The 19,398-nt window shown below is 73.0% G+C and carries 14 protein-coding genes and 1 riboswitch; of the genes, 12 read left to right on the forward strand and 2 right to left on the reverse strand.

The window, feature by feature from the left end:
- The first annotated feature begins 52 nt into the window (after positions 1 to 52).
- From shc to OHB09_RS28190, 8 genes are all read left to right on the forward strand, one after another.
- Positions 53 to 2,128, forward strand: coding sequence for a squalene--hopene cyclase (gene shc, locus OHB09_RS28155; RefSeq protein WP_328922739.1), 2,076 nt, complete (start codon positions 53 to 55; stop codon positions 2,126 to 2,128).
- Positions 2,128 to 2,772, forward strand: coding sequence for a phosphorylase family protein (locus tag OHB09_RS28160; RefSeq protein WP_093592839.1), 645 nt, complete (start codon positions 2,128 to 2,130; stop codon positions 2,770 to 2,772). The genes shc and OHB09_RS28160 overlap by 1 nt, the downstream gene beginning before the upstream one ends.
- Positions 2,773 to 2,777: 5 nt before the next feature.
- Complete coding sequence (gene hpnH / locus OHB09_RS28165; RefSeq protein WP_006139897.1) at positions 2,778 to 3,821, forward strand: adenosyl-hopene transferase HpnH; 1,044 nt, start codon at positions 2,778 to 2,780, stop codon at positions 3,819 to 3,821.
- A 4-nt stretch (positions 3,822 to 3,825) separates the two neighbouring features.
- Complete coding sequence (gene ispG / locus OHB09_RS28170) at positions 3,826 to 4,983, forward strand: flavodoxin-dependent (E)-4-hydroxy-3-methylbut-2-enyl-diphosphate synthase (protein ID WP_006139899.1); 1,158 nt, start codon at positions 3,826 to 3,828, stop codon at positions 4,981 to 4,983.
- Positions 4,984 to 5,011: 28 nt separating this feature from the next.
- Positions 5,012 to 6,937, forward strand: a complete 1,926-nt coding sequence (gene dxs, locus OHB09_RS28175; RefSeq protein ID WP_319350663.1) for a 1-deoxy-D-xylulose-5-phosphate synthase — start codon at positions 5,012 to 5,014, stop codon at positions 6,935 to 6,937.
- Positions 6,934 to 8,370: an aspartate aminotransferase family protein gene (locus OHB09_RS28180; RefSeq protein ID WP_319116482.1), complete on the forward strand. Its 1,437-nt coding sequence runs from the start codon at positions 6,934 to 6,936 to the stop codon at positions 8,368 to 8,370. Before dxs ends, OHB09_RS28180 begins: the two co-directional genes overlap by 4 nt.
- 108 nt (positions 8,371 to 8,478) lie before the next feature.
- Positions 8,479 to 9,102 (forward strand): helix-turn-helix domain-containing protein, encoded by a 624-nt coding sequence (locus OHB09_RS28185; RefSeq protein ID WP_191851771.1) that lies wholly within the window; start codon positions 8,479 to 8,481, stop codon positions 9,100 to 9,102.
- Positions 9,099 to 9,218, forward strand: a complete 120-nt coding sequence (locus OHB09_RS28190) for a DUF6126 family protein (protein ID WP_006139903.1) — start codon at positions 9,099 to 9,101, stop codon at positions 9,216 to 9,218. Before OHB09_RS28185 ends, OHB09_RS28190 begins: the two co-directional genes overlap by 4 nt.
- A 60-nt stretch (positions 9,219 to 9,278) precedes the next feature.
- On the opposite strand, the gene OHB09_RS28195 is transcribed toward OHB09_RS28190, so the two are convergent.
- Positions 9,279 to 10,076 carry a tyrosine-protein phosphatase gene (locus tag OHB09_RS28195; protein ID WP_191851770.1) on the reverse strand — a complete coding sequence of 266 codons (798 nt, stop codon included), beginning with the start codon at positions 10,074 to 10,076 and terminating at the stop codon, positions 9,279 to 9,281.
- A gap of 513 nt (positions 10,077 to 10,589) precedes the next feature.
- A riboswitch (cyclic di-AMP (ydaO/yuaA leader) is annotated at positions 10,590 to 10,750 on the forward strand.
- Positions 10,751 to 10,754: 4 nt separating this feature from the next.
- On the opposite strand from OHB09_RS28195, the gene OHB09_RS28200 reads away from it, so the two are divergent.
- From OHB09_RS28200 to OHB09_RS28210, 3 genes are all read left to right on the forward strand, one after another.
- Positions 10,755 to 11,687, forward strand: a complete 933-nt coding sequence (locus OHB09_RS28200) for a M23 family metallopeptidase (RefSeq protein ID WP_167794209.1) — start codon at positions 10,755 to 10,757, stop codon at positions 11,685 to 11,687.
- A gap of 293 nt (positions 11,688 to 11,980) precedes the next feature.
- The gene (locus OHB09_RS28205; protein ID WP_040894881.1) at positions 11,981 to 12,766 is read left to right on the forward strand and encodes an SGNH/GDSL hydrolase family protein; all 786 of its coding nucleotides are present in this window, start codon (positions 11,981 to 11,983) and stop codon (positions 12,764 to 12,766) included.
- A 158-nt stretch (positions 12,767 to 12,924) separates the two neighbouring features.
- On the forward strand, positions 12,925 to 14,106 hold the full coding sequence (locus OHB09_RS28210; RefSeq protein ID WP_328922740.1) for an MBL fold metallo-hydrolase: 1,182 nt from the start codon (positions 12,925 to 12,927) through the stop codon (positions 14,104 to 14,106).
- Between the two features lie 28 nt (positions 14,107 to 14,134).
- On the opposite strand, the gene OHB09_RS28215 is transcribed toward OHB09_RS28210, so the two are convergent.
- Positions 14,135 to 16,315 carry a SpoIIE family protein phosphatase gene (locus OHB09_RS28215; protein ID WP_191892327.1) on the reverse strand — a complete coding sequence of 727 codons (2,181 nt, stop codon included), beginning with the start codon at positions 16,313 to 16,315 and terminating at the stop codon, positions 14,135 to 14,137.
- 637 nt (positions 16,316 to 16,952) lie between these two features.
- Between OHB09_RS28215 and OHB09_RS28220 the strand changes: the two genes are divergently transcribed.
- Complete coding sequence (locus OHB09_RS28220) at positions 16,953 to 19,382, forward strand: sensor histidine kinase (protein WP_328922741.1); 2,430 nt, start codon at positions 16,953 to 16,955, stop codon at positions 19,380 to 19,382.
- Positions 19,383 to 19,398 lie beyond the last annotated feature (16 nt).

The raw sequence follows: 19,398 nt of genomic DNA on the forward strand, positions 1-19,398 counted from the left end.
ACCGGCCGACGGCGGACCCAGCAGAGACACACCACTGCACGAAGGGGAAGCCATGACAGCGACGACCGACGGAAGTACCGGGGCGCTCCCGCCCCGCGCTGCCTCGGCCAGCGAAAGCACCATCGGCACCAACAGCACCACCGGCACGACCCCCCGCACCACCGGTGCGAAGGGCGGCGTCCCCACCGCGTCCGGCACCCGCGACGCCGCCACGCGCGCCATGCTGCGCGCCACCGACTTCCTCCTCGCCCGCCAGGACGCGCAGGGCTGGTGGAAGGGCGACCTGGAGACCAACGTCACCATGGACGCCGAGGACCTCCTGCTCCGACAGTTCCTCGGCATCCGGGACGAGCGCACCACCCGGGCCTCCGCCCTCTTCATCCGCGGGGAGCAGCGTGAGGACGGCACCTGGGCCACCTTCCACGGCGGCCCCGGCGAACTGTCCACCACCATCGAGGCCTACGTCGCCCTGCGGCTGGCCGGCGACGCCCCGGACGCCCCGCACATGGCGAAGGCCTCCGCCTGGGTGCGGGCCCGGGGCGGAATCGCCTCCGCCCGCGTCTTCACCCGGATCTGGCTCGCCCTGTTCGGCTGGTGGAAATGGGAGGACCTGCCCGAACTCCCCCCGGAACTCATCTACTTCCCCACCTGGTTCCCGCTCAACATCTATGACTTCGGCTGCTGGGCACGCCAGACGATCGTGCCCCTGACCATCGTCTCGGCCAAGCGGCCGGTGCGCCCGGCCCCCTTCTCCCTGGACGAACTGCACGTCGACCCCGACCGCCCCAACCCGCCGCGGCCGCTCGCGCCCCTGGGCACCTGGGACGGCGCCTTCCAGCGCCTGGACAGGGCGATGCACCGCGTCCGCAAGGTGGTGCCGCGCCGGCTGCGCCGGGCCGCCATGAACAGCGCCGCCCGGTGGATCGTCGAGCGGCAGGAGAACGACGGCTGCTGGGGCGGGATCCAGCCGCCCGCCGTCTACTCCGTCATCGCCCTCTACCTGCTCGGTTACGACCTCGAACACCCCGTGATGCGCGCGGGCCTTCAGTCGCTGGACCGTTTCGCCGTGTGGCGTGAGGACGGCGCCCGGATGATCGAGGCCTGCCAGTCCCCGGTGTGGGACACCTGCCTCGCCACCATCGCCCTCGCCGACGCCGGACTGCCCGCCGACCACCCGCAGTTGATCAAGGCGGCCGACTGGATGCTCGGCGAGCAGGTGGTGCGCCCCGGCGACTGGTCGGTGCGCCGGCCCGGACTGCCGCCCGGGGGCTGGGCGTTCGAGTTCCACAACGACAACTACCCCGACACCGACGACACCGCCGAGGTCGTCCTCGCCCTGCGGCGGGTCGCCCACCACGATCCCGAGCGGATGGAACGGGCCATCGGCCGCGGGGTCGCCTGGAACCTGGGGATGCAGTCGAAGAACGGCGCGTGGGGCGCCTTCGACGTCGACAACACCAGCAGGTTCCCCAACCGGTTGCCGTTCTGCGACTTCGGCGAGGTCATCGACCCGCCCTCCGCCGACGTCACCGCGCACGTCGTGGAGATGCTCGCCGTCGAGGGCCTCGCCCACGATCCGCGCACCCGCCGCGGCATCGAGTGGCTCCTCGCCGAACAGGAGGAGGACGGCTCCTGGTTCGGCCGCTGGGGCGTCAACTACGTCTACGGCACCGGGTCGGTGGTGCCCGCGCTGGCCGCCGCGGGACTGCCCGGCTCCCACCCCGCCCTCCGCCGCGCGGTGGCCTGGCTGGAGTCCGTGCAGAACGAGGACGGCGGCTGGGGCGAGGACCTGCGCTCCTACCACGAGGTCGCCGAGTGGAGCGGCCGGGGCGAGTCCACCGCCTCCCAGACCGCCTGGGCGCTGATGGCGCTGCTCGCGGCCGGGGAACAGGACTCCAAGGCCGTCGAGCGGGGCATCTCCTGGCTCGCCGCCACCCAGCGCGAGGACGGCTCCTGGGACGAGCCCCAGTTCACGGGCACCGGCTTCCCCTGGGACTTCTCCATCAACTACCACCTCTACCGGCAGGTCTTCCCGCTCACCGCGCTCGGCCGGTACGTCCACGGCGAGCCCTTCAGCAAGCTCTCCGGTGCCACGGGCGGGTCCCCCGCCGGGACCGAGGGGCACTGATGACCACCCGGCCCGCCCCCACCCCGCTGCTCGTCGCCTGCGCGCTCGGCATCGAGCGCCTCGCGCTGCGCAGCGGCGGCCGCCTCGGCGCCGCGGGCGGGCCGGTCACCGTGGTGCGGACCGGCATGGGCCCCCAGGCGGCCGAACGCGCGGTCACCCGGATGCTCACCACCCCGGCGTTCCACGAGGCCGCGGTGCTGGCCACCGGGTTCTGCGCGGGCCTCGCGCCCGGCATGCACCCCGGCGACCTCGTCGTCGCGGAGGAGACCCGCCACCCGGGCGGCGTCACCCCCTGCGTCGGCACCGAACTGCTGGTGAAGGAGCTGGCGCGGACGGTGCCCGGGCGTACCGTGCACACCGGCCCCCTCACCGGCTCCGACCACGTCGTGCGCGGCCACGAACGCGCCGACCTGTACGCGACCGGGGCGCTCGCGGTGGACATGGAGTCCGCCGCCACGCTCCACAGCGCCGTCCGCACGGGCGCGCGCCCGGTTGCGGCCGTCCGAGTGGTCGTGGACGCTCCAGAACATGAACTCGTCCGAATCGGCACGGTGCGCGGTGGAATATCTGCTTTCCGCGTCCTTCGTGCCGTGCTTCCCGCATTTTTCGAATGGCACCGATCCTTGCTGCTCCCCCGGAGGTGAGCCCGATGGCCATGCCGTTGCGCCAGTCCATCAAGGTCGCTACGTATCTGGCTGAACAGAAGCTTCGCAAGCGGGACAAGTTTCCGCTCATCGTGGAGCTCGAACCCCTCTACGCCTGCAATCTGAAGTGCGAGGGCTGCGGCAAGATCCAGCACCCGGCGGGGGTGCTCAAGCAGCGCATGCCGGTGGCCCAGGCCGTCGGCGCGGTGCTGGAGTCCGGCGCGCCGATGGTGTCGATCGCCGGTGGCGAGCCGCTGATGCACCCCCAGATCGACGAGATCGTGCGTCAGCTCGTGGCGAAGCGGAAGTACGTCTTCCTCTGCACCAACGCCATGCTGCTGCGCAAGAAGATGGACAAGTTCAAGCCCTCCCCCTACTTCGCGTTCACCGTGCACATCGACGGCCTGCGCGAGCGCCACGACGAGTCCGTGGCCAAGGAGGGCGTGTTCGACGAGGCGGTGGAGGCGATCAAGGAGGCCAAGCGGCGCGGCTTCCGGGTCACCACCAACTCGACCTTCTTCAACACCGACACCCCGCAGACCATCATCGAGGTGCTGAACTACCTCAACGACGACCTCAAGGTCGACGAGATGATGATCTCGCCCGCCTACGCCTACGAGAAGGCGCCCGACCAGGACCACTTCCTGGGCGTCGAGCAGACCCGCGAGCTGTTCCGGAAGTCCTTCGCGGGCGGCAACCGCCGCAAGTGGCGGCTCAACCACTCGCCGCTGTTCCTCGACTTCCTCGAGGGCAAGGTCGACTTCCCGTGCACCGCCTGGGCCATCCCCAACTACTCCCTCTTCGGCTGGCAGCGCCCCTGCTACCTGATGGCGGACGGCTACGTCCCGACGTACCGCGAGCTGATCGAGAAGACCGACTGGGACAAGTACGGCCGCGGCAAGGACCCGCGCTGCGACAACTGCATGGCGCACTGCGGCTACGAGCCGACCGCCGTGATGGCCACCATGGGCTCGCTCAAGGAGTCCCTGCGCGCGATGCGCGAGACGGTCGCGGGCAACGCGGCGGCGAACGCGGGAAGCGGCAGGTGAGGTCATGACCGCCGTGTCCCTGGGCCTGCCCGGGGTGCCCGCACGTCCGGTGGCACCGCGCCGCGACAGCCGGCGGATCCAGGTCGGATCCGTACCGGTCGGTGGCGGTGCCCCGGTGTCGGTGCAGTCGATGACGACGACCCGGACTTCCGACATCGGTGCCACGTTGCAGCAGATCGCGGAGTTGACGGCGTCGGGCTGTCAGATCGTGCGGGTGGCGTGTCCGACGCAGGACGACGCGGACGCGCTGGCGACGATCGCGCGGAAGTCGCAGATCCCGGTGATCGCGGACATCCACTTCCAGCCCAAGTACGTGTTCGCCGCGATCGAGGCGGGTTGTGCGGCGGTGCGGGTGAATCCGGGCAACATCAAGCAGTTCGACGACAAGGTGAAGGAGATCGCGCGGGCGGCGAAGGACCACGGGACGCCGATCCGTATCGGGGTGAACGCGGGTTCGCTGGACCGCCGGCTGCTGCAGAAGTACGGCAGGGCGACGCCGGAGGCTCTGGTGGAGTCGGCGTTGTGGGAGGCGTCGCTGTTCGAGGAGCACGGTTTCCGGGACATCAAGATCTCGGTGAAGCACAACGACCCGGTGGTGATGATCGAGGCGTACCGGCAGTTGGCGGAGGCGTGCGAGTATCCGCTGCACCTGGGGGTGACGGAGGCGGGTCCGGCGTTCCAGGGGACGATCAAGTCGGCGGTGGCGTTCGGTGCGCTGCTGTCGCAGGGCATCGGTGACACGATCCGGGTCTCGCTGTCGGCGCCGCCGGCGGAGGAGGTCAAGGTCGGGTTGCAGATCCTGGAGTCCCTCGGTCTGAAGGAGCGCGGTCTGGAGATCGTGTCCTGTCCGTCCTGCGGTCGTGCGCAGGTGGATGTGTACAAGCTGGCGGAGGAGGTCACCGCCGGGCTGGAGGGCATGGAGGTGCCTTTGCGGGTGGCGGTCATGGGCTGTGTCGTGAACGGTCCCGGTGAGGCCCGTGAGGCGGACCTCGGCGTGGCCTCGGGCAACGGCAAGGGGCAGATCTTCGTCAAGGGCGAGGTCATCAAGACCGTGCCGGAGTCGAAGATCGTGGAGACCCTCATCGACGAGGCCATGAAGCTGGCCGAGCAGATGGAGAAGGACGGCACCGGTTCGGGGGAGCCGGCCGTCACCGTGAGCTGAACAGCACGGACCGAGAGGGGGCCCGAGCGTGACCAGACTGGAGAACATCCGGGGACCACGCGACCTGAAGGCGCTGTCCGAGGCGGAACTCGGCGAACTGTCGGAGGAGATCCGGCAGTTCCTCATCCACGCGGTCGCCAGGACCGGTGGACACCTGGGGCCCAACCTGGGCGTGGTGGAACTGACCATCGCGCTCCACCGGGTCTTCGAGTCGCCGGTCGACCGCATCCTGTGGGACACCGGCCACCAGAGCTATGTGCACAAGGTGCTGACGGGGCGTCAGGACTTCTCCAAACTGCGCGGCAAGGGCGGACTGTCCGGCTATCCCTCGCGGGAGGAGTCCGAGCACGACGTCATCGAGAACAGCCACGCCTCCACCGCGCTCGGCTGGGCCGACGGCCTCGCCAAGGCCCGCGAGGTGCGCGGCGAGGAGGGGCACGTCGTCGCCGTCATCGGCGACGGCGCGCTCACCGGCGGCATGGCCTGGGAGGCGCTGAACAACATCGCCGCCGCAAAGGACCGTCCGCTGATCATCGTCGTCAACGACAACGAGCGCTCCTATTCGCCCACCATCGGGGGCCTCGCCAACCACCTGGCGACCCTGCGCACCACCGACGGCTACGAGAAGGCGCTCGCCTGGGGCAAGGACGTGCTCCAGCGCACCCCCGTCGTCGGCAACACCGTCTACGAGGCCCTGCACGGCGCGAAGAAGGGCTTCAAGGACGCCTTCGCCCCACAGGGCATGTTCGAGGACCTGGGCCTGAAGTACGTCGGGCCCATCGACGGCCACGACATCGGCGCCGTCGAGTCCGCGCTGCGCCGCGCGAAACGCTTCCACGGGCCCGTCCTGGTCCACTGCCTCACCGAGAAGGGCCGCGGCTACGAACCCGCGCTCGCCCATGAGGAGGACCACTTCCACACCGTCGGTGTCATGGACCCGCTGACCTGCGCACCCCTCGCCCCGGCCGGCGGCCCCTCGTGGACCTCGGTGTTCGGCGAGGAGATCGTGGCCATCGGCGAGGAACGCGAGGACGTGGTCGCCCTCACGGCGGCCATGCTGCACCCGGTGGGGCTGGGGAAGTTCGCCGAACGGTTCCCCGACCGGGTCTGGGACGTCGGCATCGCCGAGCAGCACGCCACCGTCAGCGCGGCCGGGCTCGCCACCGGCGGACTGCACCCCGTGGTCGCCGTCTACGCCACCTTCCTCAACCGCGCCTTCGACCAGCTCCTGATGGACGTGGCCCTGCACCGCTGCGGGGTCACCTTCGTCCTGGACCGGGCCGGGGTCACCGGCGTCGACGGGCCCTCGCACAACGGCATGTGGGACATGTCGGTGCTCCAGGTCGTCCCCGGACTGCGGATCGCCGCCCCGCGCGACGCCGAGCAGCTCCGCGCCGAACTGCGCGAGGCCGTCGCCGTGGACGACGCGCCGACCCTGATCCGCTTCCCCAAGGAGTCGGTCGGCCCCGCGATCCCCGCTCTCGACCGGATCGGCGGGATGGACGTGCTGCACCGGGCCGAGGAACCCGAGGTGCTGTTCGTCGCCGTCGGCGTCATGGCGCCCGTCTGCCTCCAGGCCGCCGAATTGCTTCAGGCCCGCGGCATCGGCTGCACCGTCGTCGACCCACGCTGGGTCAAACCGGTCGACCCCGACCTGCCGGGACTCGCCGCCCGGCACCGCCTGGTCGCCGTCGTCGAGGACAACAGCCGCGCCGCCGGGGTCGGTTCCGCCGTCGCGCTCGCCCTGGGCGACGCCGACGTGGACGTGCCTCTGCGCCGCTTCGGCATCCCGGAGCAGTTCCTCGCGCACGCCAAGCGGGGCGAGGTGCTCGCCGACATCGGGCTGACGCCCGTCGAGATCGCGGGCCGGATCAGCGGCTGCCTCGCCACCGGCGCCCGGCCGGGCCAGGACCCGCAACCACCTGTGAAGACGTCCGAGGAGAACCACGTATGACCACCGCGGAACCCGCGCCCCGCCAGACCGCCCGAGGCCAGGAGGCGGACACGGGCAAGGAGTTCGACCTCGCGGGACTGCTGGCCGAACGCGGCGGCGAACGCTACGACCTGCACGGCCGCTACATGAACCACCAGCTGCCCCGCATGCTGCACACCATCGGTTTCGACAAGGTCTACGAACGGGCCGAGGGCGCCCACTTCTGGGACGCGGACGGCAACGACCACCTCGACATGCTCGCCGGCTTCGGCGTCATGGGCCTGGGCCGCCACCACCCGGTGGTCCGCAAGGCCCTGCACGACGTCCTCGACGCGGGCCTCGCCGACCTGACCCGGTTCGACTGCCCGCCGCTGCCCGGGCTGCTCGCGGAGAAACTGCTGTCCCACAGCCCGCACCTGGACCGCGTCTTCTTCGGCAACAGCGGCACCGAGGCCGTCGAGACGGCGCTGAAGTTCGCCCGGTACGCCACCGGACGGCGCCGCGTGCTGTACTGCGACCACGCCTTCCACGGCCTGACCACCGGGTCCCTCTCCGTCAACGGCGAGGACGGCTTCCGCGAGGGCTTCGCCCCGCTGCTGCCCGACACCGCGATCCCGCTCGGCGACCTCGACGCACTGGCCCGGGAGCTGAAGAAGGGCGACGTGGCCGCCCTGATCGTCGAGCCGATCCAGGGCAAGGGCGTGCACGAGGCGCCCCCCGGCTACCTGCGCGCCGCGCAGGAGCTGCTGCACAGGCACAAGGCGCTGCTCATCGCCGACGAGGTGCAGACCGGCCTCGGCCGCACCGGCGACTTCTACGCCTACCAGCACGAGGACGGGGTCGAGCCGGACCTCGTGTGCGTGGCGAAGTCGCTCTCGGGCGGCTACGTGCCGGTCTCGGCCACGCTCGGCAAGGACTGGATCTTCAAGAAGGTCTACTCGTCCATGGACCGCGTCCTGGTCCACTCCGCGAGCTTCGGCGCGAACGCGCAGGCGATGGCGGCGGGACTCGCGGTGCTGCACGCGATGGAGAACGAGCAGATCGTCGCGCACGCGCGCGCGATGGGGGAGCGGCTCAAGTCCGGGCTCCAGGCCCTGACGGAGCGGTACGAGCTGCTCTCCGAGGTGCGCGGGCGGGGGCTGATGATCGGCATCGAGTTCGGCCGGCCGAAGTCGCTGAAACTGCGGAGCCGGTGGGCGATGCTGCAGGCGGCCCGCAAGGGGCTGTTCGCGCAGATGGTCGTCGTCCCGCTGCTGCAGCGGCACCGCATCCTCACGCAGGTGTCCGGGGACCACCTGGAGGTGATCAAGCTGATCCCGCCGCTGGTGGTGGACGAGGCCGACGTCGACCGCTTCCTGGAGGCGTTCACCTCGGTCATGGACGACGCCCACGAGGGCGGCCTCATGTGGGACTTCGGCAAGACCCTCGTGAAGCAGGCGGTGGCCGCCAGGTAGTCGGCGACCGGTGGGGCCCCGCGGCACGCGGTCCGCGGGGCCCCACCGGTTTTTGCCTGTCAGGCAAGAAAATTGCCCCAGGGGTAAAAGTCTGGCTCAATCGGGGGTATGAGCCCATCCGATCCGCCCCCGTCGGCGGAGACCGGCGCGGCCCTCTCCACCGTAGCGCCCCAGCTCCGCGCCCTGCGCCACCACGCGGGCCTGACCCTGGAGAGCGCGGCCCGGGCCGCGGACCTCTCGCCGGCCCACCTCTCCCGTCTGGAGACCGGTCACCGCCAGCCGTCCCTCCCCGTGCTGCTCACGCTCGCCCGCGTCTACGGCACGACCGTCTCCGAGCTGCTCGGCGAGACCACCGCCGCGCGTGACGCGGTCGTCCGCGCCGACCGCGCGGAGCCGACCCGGGCCGGCGGCTGGACGTACTGGCAGGCCGGCGCCCCCGGCCGCGGCATGCAGGCACTGCGCGTCCACGTCCCCCACGGCACCCAGGGCGACATCGTCCGCGTCCACCCGGGGGAGGAATGGCTCCACGTCCTGCGGGGGCGGCTGCGGCTGCGGCTCGGCGACACCGCGCACCTGCTGGACACCGGGGACAGCGCGCACTTCGACTCGCTCACCCCGCATCGCCTCGCCGCCGCCGACCCCTCCGGCTGCGAGCTGCTGTTCGTCCATACCCTCCTGCAGAGCCCCAGTACCGCGCTCTGCCTCGGCCCCCTCACCGGAGAGACCCCATGAGCGACTACGAGACGAAGTTCCCGCGTGCCCTGTGGATCAGGCTGCTCGTCTACCTGGCCGTCGGCCACCTCTTCGCCGCCTTCATCTGGCTGCTCTTCGAGGTGGGCGCCAAGTAGCGCGCGCCGCGCGGGCCGGGCCGGGCGCGGCGGGGCCCAAGGGCTCAGTGGCGCGGGGGCTCAGTCCAGCAGGTGGTCCCGCAGCCGCGCACGCACCTCGGGAGTGACCCCGAGGCCCTGCTCCAGGTAGGCGTCCACCCCGCCCCAGGTCTCCTCGATCGCGGCGAACGCCGCCTGGAGGTACTCGGCCCGCGCGTCGAACAGCGGGGCGATCAGTTCCATCACCTCGGGGGAGTGCGCGTCGGGCGAGGACGCGGTGCGGCGCACCTTGTACCTGCGGTGCTTCGCGTTCGACTCCAGGTAGTCGGCGAGGATCGCGTCCCGCTCCACGCCCAGCGCGAGCAGCGTCACGGCGATCGACAGTCCCGCCCGGTCCTTGCCCGCCGAGCAGTGCATCAGCGCCGGCACTCCGCCCTCGGCCAGCGTGCCCAGCACCCGCGCGTGCTCGGCCGTGCGTCCGCGCACGATCGCGCGGTACGAGGCGATCATCCGCGCCGCGGCCCTGCCCTCGTCCAGCAGCTCCCGCAGCTGGTCCAGGTTCCCCTCGCGCACCATCTTCCAGAACTCCGCCCCGTCGGCCGGGTCGGACAGCGGCAGGCCCACGTTGCGTACGCCCGGCAGCTCCACGTCCGGGCCCTCCAGCCTGTGGTCCGCGGCGTTGCGGAAGTCGAAGACCGTGTGCAGGCCCAGGGAGGCGAGGAACACCGCGTCCTCGGCCGTCGCGTGCGCGAGGTGGCCGCTGCGGTACAGCCGCCCCAACGCCACCCGTCGGCCGTCCGCGGTCGGCAGCCCGCCCAGATCGCGGAAGTTGCGCACTCCGGCCAGCTCGGGCTCGGTCGACGGGACCTGCTGTGTCACGGGTGCTCCTCCCATCCGTCCGCCGACGCGGCTCGTCGGCGGGGCGCGTTCCGCCGACGACGATACGGCACCGGTGCCCCCTGCACGCAGGTCGCGCGCAGGTCTCACCCGCGCACGAGCGCGCACGTCACGCCCGCCTCCCTCTCCCCGCGAATGCCGCAGAACCGACGAATCGCCCAGCCGGTCGCTCCCCATAAGGGAGTTCTGTCCGAATAGTCATCGGTCGGCACCTTCGCTCCAACTGGCCCGGTATTGCTCCGCGTCGGTGAAGGCGCGGGTGAGCAGCGTCATATTCGTGACGGGGCGTCGAACGTCATGTTCACGTAATTCACCTGTTCCGTCGGCGAATTCGGCGGCAAAGGAAGATCGCCACTTGTGGCGCCGTACCCCGAATTCCCTGAATCGATCAAGGGAAAAAGGTGTCCGGGAAAGCCGAAGGTTGTGGTCGCGGCGCCATTTCGCTTACGTTCCCCCTCGTTCCGAGCGGAACGCCGAATCCTGCCGCCGCCCGGAAATCCGCACTCACCCACCCGTACACGGCAGGAGCGGGGGACCCACAGGTACAACGCCTGGTCCGGTCTTCCGGGACAGGCTCGGGGTATAGCCGCCACAGCGCGGCCGGGCATCTCCAGCTCGCACCCGACAGCTCACCTCGCAGGCGCCGGAGAGGAATTCGACATGCCCGCGAAGGGTAAGCACCGCCGCACCAAGGCCCGGTTCATCACCACGACCCTCGCCGCCGCCGGAACCGGTGGCGCCGCGATCGCGCTGCCCCTCCTGGGTGCCACCGGCGCCCACGCCGCGACGCCCGCGTCCTCCGCCCCCGAGCACTCCGCCGCCTCCGTCTCGGCGGGCGCCCACGAGAACGCCGCCCGCACCTACACGGTGAAGGCCGGAGACTGGCTCGCCAAGATCGCCGGTGACCAGCACGTGGCCGGTGGCTGGCACAAGCTGTACGAGGACAACCGCGAGGCCGTCGGCAGCGACCCCTCGCTCATCCACCCCGGCCTGAAGCTCACCCTCGGCGCCAAGGCCCCGGCGAGCGCGCAGGGTTCCTCCTCCGCCGCGCACGAGGCCCCCGCGAAGAGCGGCGCCGCCGAGAAGACCCAGAAGACCGAGAAGGCCGAGCAGCCGCAGGCCGCGCAGGGCAGCCAGTCCGCCGCGAAGGAAGCCCCCGCCGCCAAGCCCGCCACGAGCAGTTCCTCCGGCTACACCCTGCCGGTCCAGGGCGCCGCCATCGGCACCTCCTACCACGCCTCCGGCAGCATGTGGTCCAGCGGCTACCACACCGGCACCGACTTCGTCGTCCCGACCGGCACCAGCCTCAAGGCGATAGCCGACGCCACCGTCGTCTCCGCCGGATGGGGCGGCGCGTACGGCAACCAGGTCGTCCTCAAGCTCGCCGACGGCCACTACGCCCAGTACGCCCACCTCTCGCAGCTCTCCGTCTCGGCCGGCCAGACCGTGACCGTGGGCCAGCAGCTCGGCCTCTCCGGTGCCACCGGCAACGTGACCGGCCCGCACCTGCACTTCGAGATCCGCACCACCCCGAACTACGGCTCGGACCTCGACCCGGTCGCGTACCTGCGCGCCCACGGCGTCGCCATCTGACGGCTGACGGCCCACGGCCCTCACGGCCCGCGGCACCCGCCTCCCGAAGGCCGGACCCCTCGATCCCCGGGGTCCGGCCTTCGGCCGTGTCCGGACCCGCATCCGCGCCCGTCCCCGCTCCCGCGCCCGTCCCCGTCCCCGTCCCCGTCCCCGTCCTTATTCCGATGTTGACCAAGCCTTGACCCGTGGCTTATCTCACCGCCCGTCAACCCCTCCCTACGGTCGCGCAGCTCACATCCCAGGAGGAAAGATGGGCCGACGTGGCAGACGATTCGAAGAGTGACAACAGATCAGTGATCGGGTCGTACGTGGCGGTGGGGGACAGCTTCACCGAAGGCGTGGGCGATCCCGGCCCGGACGGGTCCTTCCTCGGCTGGGCCGACCGCTTGGCGGTACTCCTCGCCGACCGCCGTCCCGAGGGCGACTTCCGGTACACCAACCTCGCCGTGCGCGGGAAACTGCTCGACCAGATCGTCGCGGACCAGCTCCCGGGGGCCCTGGAGCTCGCCCCCGACCTGGTCTCCTTCTGCGCGGGCGGCAATGACATCATCCGCCCCGGTACCGACCCGGACGAGGTCGCCGAACGGTTCGAGCGGGCCGTCGCCCGCCTTGCCGGAGCGGTCGGCACGGTCATGGTCACCACGGGCTTCGACACCCGCGGCGTCCCCGTGCTCAAACACCTGCGCGGCAAGATCGCGACCTACAACGGGCATGTGCGTGCCATCGCCGACCGGTACGGCTGCCCCGTGCTCGACCTGTGGTCGCTGCGCACGGTGCAGGACCGGCGGGCCTGGGACACCGACCGGCTCCACCTCTCGCCCGAGGGGCACACCCGGGTCGCCCTGCGGGCCGGCCAGGTGCTCGGCCTCGACGTCCCGGCCGACCCCGACCAGCCGTGGCCGCCGCTGCCGCCGCGCGGGACGCTGGAGATCCGGCGCGACGACATCCACTGGGCGCGGGAACATCTCGTGCCGTGGATCGGCCGGCGGCTGCGCGGCCAGTCCTCCGGGGACGCCGTGGTGGCCAAGGGCCGGATCTCGCCCGAGGACATCAGGATGCGGATCGGCGCGGCGGTCTGAGGCAGGCGGTACCGGCCGCCGGGTCCCCAACCGCACTCATTCACCCCGGGGTTGGGCCGCCGCGTGTTCCCCGCGTCCCCCACGGGCGGGGAACACGCCCCGGCCGCCGTCCGTTGACGCCGGTAATGGACCGCACCACGCACACCTCTGGAGACGCCGTGACCGGCCTTCCTTCCCTCGGCTCCGGGCGCAGCCCGCTACGGCCCCTGTCCTTCGGCGCGGATCCCACGGGCGAGCGCCTGGCCCGCATCCGCCGTTCCCCGAACTTCGCCGACGGCGTCTTCGTGAACCCCGACGGCCCCCGCACCCGCGAGTCCGGCGGCTCCGCCCTGGGGATCGCCAAGCAGTACTTCGAGAAGGGGTCCCGCGCCCGCCGCGCTCCCACCGGCACGATCCCGGTGCACCCCACGACCGTCGCCGACCTGGCCCGCCCCCCGAAGAGCGGCCTGCGGATCACCTGGGTGGGGCACTCCAGCGTCCTCGCCGAGATCGACGGCCGGCGCGTGCTGTTCGACCCGGTGTGGGGGCAGCGCTGCTCCCCCTTCGACTTCGTCGGCCCCAAGCGGCTGCACCCCGTCCCTCTCCCGCAGGCCGCGCTCGGCCCGGTCGACGTGGTCGTCATCTCGCACGACCACTACGACCACCTCGACCTGCCCACGATCAAGAAGCTGGCCGGCACGGACACGCTCTTCGCGGTGCCGCTCGGCGTCGGCGCCCACCTGGAGCGCTGGGGTGTCTCACCGGACCGCCTGCGCGAGCTGGACTGGAACGAGTCGACCCGCGTCGGCGGGCTCACGCTGACCGCCACCCCCGCCCGCCACTTCTGCGGTCGGGGCATCCGCAACAGGCAGCACACTCTGTGGGCGTCCTGGGTGGTCGCGGGCGAGAACCACCGGATCTATCACAGCGGCGACACCGGCTACTTCCACGGCTTCAAGGACATCGGCGCCGAGCACGGCCCGTTCGACGCGACGATGATCCAGATCGGCGCCTACAGCGACATGTGGCCCGACATCCACATGACCCCCGAGGAGGGCATCGACGCCCACGTCGACCTCCAGAACGGGGACGCGGCCGCGGGCGTCCTGCTGCCGATCCACTGGGGCACCTTCAACCTGGCGCCGCACCCGTGGGCGGAGCCCGGGGAACGGACGATGTGGGCCGCGCGCCGTGCGGGCGCCAGGATAGTGGCCCCGCGCCCGGGGGAACCCTTCGAGCCGGCCGCGGTCGGAGCCGTCGTCCCGTGGTGGCGCGAGGTGGCACGGACCCCGGCCGAGGGGTGGCGGGCCTGGCCCCCGGTGGGCGAGCCCGAGAAGCACGCGCCGGCGGTCGGCGCCTGAGCCGATCTGCCCGCGCGAGCCGAGCGGCTCAGGCGCCGACCGGGCCGCCGGGCGGGTCCTCCTGCGGCAGCTCCCCTTCCGGGTGTGGCAGGTCCTGTTCTGTCCAGATGCACTTGCCGTCGGCCAGGTAGCGGGTGCCCCAGCGGCGGGAGAGGGCGGCCACCAGGTGCAGGCCGCGGCCGCCCTCGTCGGTCTGGCCGACGCGGCGGATGCGGGGTGTGGTGAGGCTGCCGTCGTAGACCTCGCAGATCAGTGAGCGGCTGCGCATGAGGCGCAGCCGGATCGGCCCCCCGGCGTGCCGCACCACATTGCCGATCAGCTCGCTGACCAGCAGCTCGGTGCTCATCACCAGGTCGTCCAGGCCCCAGACGTCGAGCTGGCTGCGGACGTACTCGCGGGCCTGGCCGGCCGCGCGGGGGTCCTCGGGAAGGCTGCACGAGGCGACGTCGTCGGTGGGGGTGCAGCGGGTGTGGGCGATCAGCAGGGCCGCGTCGTCGTTGGTGGCGGCGTGATCGGGGAGCAGCGTCGAGACGACGAGGTCGCACAGTTCCTCCAGCCGGGCGGTGCCCGCCCCCGGACCCGTTGTCCCGGGCGGGTCGAAGTAGCCCGAGCGCGTCACCGCCGCGCCCAGGGTCTGCCGGAGGAGCGTCAGCCCCTGGTCGGCGTCCCGTTCCGGGGACTCGACCAGCCCGTCGGTGCAGAACACCAGCAGCGCCTCCTCGGGCAGTCGCAGCTCGTGCACGTCGAAGGGCGGGTCGGCGGCGCCCAGCGGCGGGTTGATGTCGACGTCCGGGGCGTGGACCGTGCCGTCGGGGTGGACGAGGAGCGGCGGCAGATGGCCGGCCAGCGCGTACGAGCAGACCCGGGTGACCGGGTCGAACACCGCGTAGAGGCAGGTCGCGTAGTAGTCGTAGCCGAGGTCGCCGACGATCTCGCTGAGGTGGGTCAGCAGTTCGTCCGGGTCCATGTCGAGGTCCGCCAGGGTGCGCACGGCCGTGCGCAGCCGGCCCATGGTGGCGGCCTCGGTGATGCCGTGCCCCATGACGTCGCCGATCACCATGGCGACCCGGTCCGCGGAGAGCGGGATGACGTCGTACCAGTCCCCGCCCACCTCGTCGCCCCGCCCGGCCGGCAGATAGCGGGCGGCCGCGGTGACCGCGGGCAGCGAGGGCAGGGTGCGGGGGAGCAGGCCGCGCTGGAGGCCCTGCGCGCGGGTGTGCTCGACGTCGAACAGCCGGGCCCGCTCCAGCGCCTGGGCGACGAGACTGCTGAGCGCGGTGAGCAGCGTGCGGTCGTCCTCGCTGAAGGTGCGCGGCTCGGAGAAGGAGATGACGCAGGAGCCGGTGGCCCGGCCGGACACGATCAGCGGCAGGAAGGCCCAGGCCCGGGAGGGCGAGTTGTCCGAGAGGTACTTCAGCCGCGGGTACAGCTTCTCGAACTCCGCGGCGGAGCCGACGAACAGGGGGGTGCGGTTACGGAGCACGTCGGCGACGGCCGTGTGCTCGGTGAGCGGGACACCGTCGATCCGCCGCAGGAAATCCCGCGTGTACCCCACGGAGTCCACCACGCGGATGCGGCCGCCCTCCAGGGTCTCCACCACGAGGCCGTCGGCGGCGACGGGCGGCAGGACGTGTTCGGCGACGGCCCGGACGACGTCCTTGGACGTGACGGCCTCGGCGAGTGCCGTGGTGAGTTCGGCCATGCGTGCGGCGCGCTCCCTGGCCGGTACCCCCAGCGGCTGCCCGTCCTCGCGCGGGCGGTGGTCGGTGACGTCGACGAAGGAGATGCCGAGGCCGCCCTCCGGGACGGGTACGAGGCGCAGGAAGTACAGCCGTCCGTCGAGGGGGCGGGTGAGGTCGAAGCCGATCGGCCGGCCCTCGGCGGCGGCCCGCCGGCACTGGCCCTCCAGACCGGGCGCGGCGATCGCGGCCACCTGCCACAGGCTCCTCCCCGGCCGGACCGGCTCGGCGCCGAGGAGTCTGACGGCCTCCCGGTTGGCGAAGGAGATCCGCCAGGCCTCGTCGACCGTGAGGAAGCCCTCGCTCATGTCGGAGAGGGTCCGCAGCACGGTCTCGCGGGGGGCGGCGGGACGACGGGCCGGGCGTGCGGTGTCGTCGCGGCCGCCGGGGCGGTCACGGTCGCCGGAGCCGTCCGGCTCGCCGGCCGGGTACCGGTCTCCGGCACCGCCGGCGGCACCACCAGCCGCCACGTCGCCTCCCGCTCGCCTCGCCTCGCGTGTCGGGCCGCGGCCGGGGGCGCGCGATGGCGGCGGGCGCCCCTGAGGGAAGGGGCAGGGTCCGTTCCACCGCGGGACCGGAGGGGCCCGCTCCTGTCCACAGTAGTTCGTGGCGTCCCCGAGGGCCGTTCGGGAGGCGGCGGTCCGCGGGCCGGGCGCGGGGCCGAGGTCGAACACGCGCTGTGACCTCGTACGGAGGCGTCCGGACGGGGCATCGGGCTCCGTGGGAGGCGCGGAGAGGGGCCGCGGGCGTCGCGGGAGCGGGCGGGGGGCCTCGGACCGGCAGCCGCGCCCGCCCGAGCCATCGCCCACTCCTGACCGCTTCTGACCAGCTCTGATCGCTTAGCCCAAACAGGGGAACGCGTGTCCGAGACGGTTATCGGTCTGTCGTACGACGCGTCATACCAGAGCGGGATGCTCCACGCAGGACTTTGCCAACTGCCCACCGCACACGCTCCCGTGCCGACTACTGTGAGTGGCCGCCGGACGACGGGGGGCCGCCCATGCGTGACCCTCCCGGCCGGTGGGGCGACGGCGCACGCCCACGCCGCGCCGACCGCGGGAGCCCCGTGCCCCCGAGCCCCCAGGCCCCCCATGTACGAGGACACCGATGTCTCACCTACGCGCACCGGCCACCCGTGCGGACCGCCGTGAGGGCGGGCGGCACGGGCGACCGGCCGCCCGCACCGCGCCCACGCCGACCGAGACGCACATACGGCCGCAACTGCTGCGGCTGGCGGTGCTGCCTCCCGTCGCGGTCGCCCTCGCCGGCTGCGCGGCCGTGCTCTTCACCATCCGCTCCACCGGCACGCTGCCCACGCTCACGCTGTGGGCCGTGCTCTCCGGGGCCCTCGGGGTGGCCGTCGCGGGCGTGCTGACCGCCGCGGTGGCCGCGGGCCGGGCGGCGGACTCCGTCAAGGAGCGAGTGGACACACTGCGGCGCACCGCCACCCGCGGCGAGGCCGACCTGCGCGCCCTCGTCGAGGCACTGCGCCGCGGGGAGACGGTGCCCAAACGGGGCGGCCGGGGCCGGCCCGCCGCCGACGCCTCCGGCGCCGACGACTTCGAGCTCCTCGCCGCCGACCTCGCCCGCGCGCAGGAGGGCGCGGTCGCCGCCGTCGTACGGGCCGCCCAGCTGTCCAGCCGGGCGGGCAGCGAACAGAAACTCGAGGTCTTCCTCAACCTGGCCAGGCGGCTGCAGTCCCTGGTGCACCGCGAGATCTCCACGCTCGACGAGCTGGAGAACGAGATCGAGGACCCCGACCTGCTCAAGGGCCTCTTCCACGTCGACCACCTCTCCACCCGCATCCGCCGCCACGCCGAGAACCTCGCCGTGCTCGGCGGCGCCGTCTCCCGCCGGCAGTGGAGCAACCCGGTGGAGATGACCGAGGTCCTGCGCTCGGCCATCGCAGAGGTCGAGCAGTACTCCCGGGTGCGGCTGGTCCCGCCGGTCGACGGCCGGCTGCGCGGACACGCCGTCGCCGACGTCATCCATCTGCTCGCCGAACTCGTCGAGAACGCCACGGTGTTCTCGGCGCCGCACACCCAGGTCCTGCTCCGCGTCAACCTCGTCACGGCAGGGCTCGCGGTCGAGGTCGAGGACCGCGGCCTGGGCATGCCGCTCGCCGAACAGCACCGCATGAACGCGCTGCTCGCCGACCCCGACCAGGTCAACGTCGCCAGCCTGCTGCAGGACGGCCGCATCGGCCTGTACGTCGTCTCCCAGCTCGCCCGCCGCCACGGGATCCAGGTGCGCCTGGGCACCAACATCTACGGCGGTGTCCAGGCGGTCCTGGTCCTGCCCAAGGACGTCCTCGGCGCACCCCCGCCGGAGCTCTCGGCGACACCGGCCCCGGGCGGGGCGCGTCCGGCGGACGCGGCACCCGGCCGGGGCGGGACACCCGCGCCCGGCGGCACCGCCGGGGCCGGGGGCGCGCCCCCGCCCGGCGGGTCCGGCGGATGGACGGCCGCGGCCGCGCCGGCCCGTGCGGAGGGCGCCGGGCGGCCCGGCCCCGAAGCGTGGGCGAACCCCTCGGAGCACACGGGCCGCACGGAGCACGCGAGCGGCCCGGAGCACCCGGGCCCGGCGAAGCCCGCGCCCACGGCGGTGCCGACGGGAGACGGGTCGGCCGCCGGCGGACCGTCCCCCGGGGCGGGCGCGCGCGGGCCGGAGGGCCCGGTTCCCGGAGCCGCCGGCACCGGGGCGCCCGCCGGTACTGGAGTGCCCACCGGCGCGGGGACGTCTGCCCGCACGTCCCCCGTGGACGGACCCGGCACGCCCGCGGCCGGCCCGGGTGTGGACTGGGTCGAGGTCCCCGGGAACGGCACGCATGCCCCCGGCGCTCCCGGCGCTCCCGGGGGCGCCGGCACCCCCGGCGGTCCGCCCGGAGCGGCGCCCCCGCTCCCGGTGCGCGGGCAGCGCGGCGAACGGCCCAACCCGGCCGAGGCGCAGCCCGGCATCGCGGCCGGGCACCGCTCGGTGCTCGCCGAGCACGCCGGGCTGCCGCCCACCCCCCGGATCGGCCCGGTCCGCGGCACGATGGGCAAGCCGCAACTGCCCCGCCGCCGTGCCCAGGAGCACCTCGCGCCCCAACTCCGCGGCGGCCCCGCGCCCGGGCCCCGCGAGGACACCGGGGCGTACGTCGAGCACGACCCCGGCCTGATGGCGGCGTTCCAGCGCGGCATCGGCCTCGCCGAGGCCGCCCAGCAACGCGAGCCGGCCACCACCGAGGCACCGCAGCCGGCCCCGCCCTCGTCCGCCGAGGCACCGCACCCGTCCCGCGCCGACGACCCGGCCGGCGGCCTCAGGCAGCCGCAGCCGCAGCCGCAGCCGTACCCGTACCCGCTTCCGGGCGGGACGGACGGGGCGGCCGAGGCGGCCGGAACCGGTGAGCCGGACAGGACCGGCGGGATCCCGTACCCCGCCCCCGTCGGCCCCGCCCCGTCCGCACCCGCCGGGTCCGAGGCGCCCGCCGTCCGCCCGTCCGTGTCCGCCCCCGAGGGCGCCGCCCGGCGCGGGGGGAGCGCGTCCGCCGGATGAGCGGGAGGACACGCAG

The organism is Streptomyces griseoaurantiacus (assembly GCF_036189845.1).
GTDB classification, from domain to species: Bacteria; Actinomycetota; Actinomycetes; order Streptomycetales; family Streptomycetaceae; genus Streptomyces; species Streptomyces griseoaurantiacus.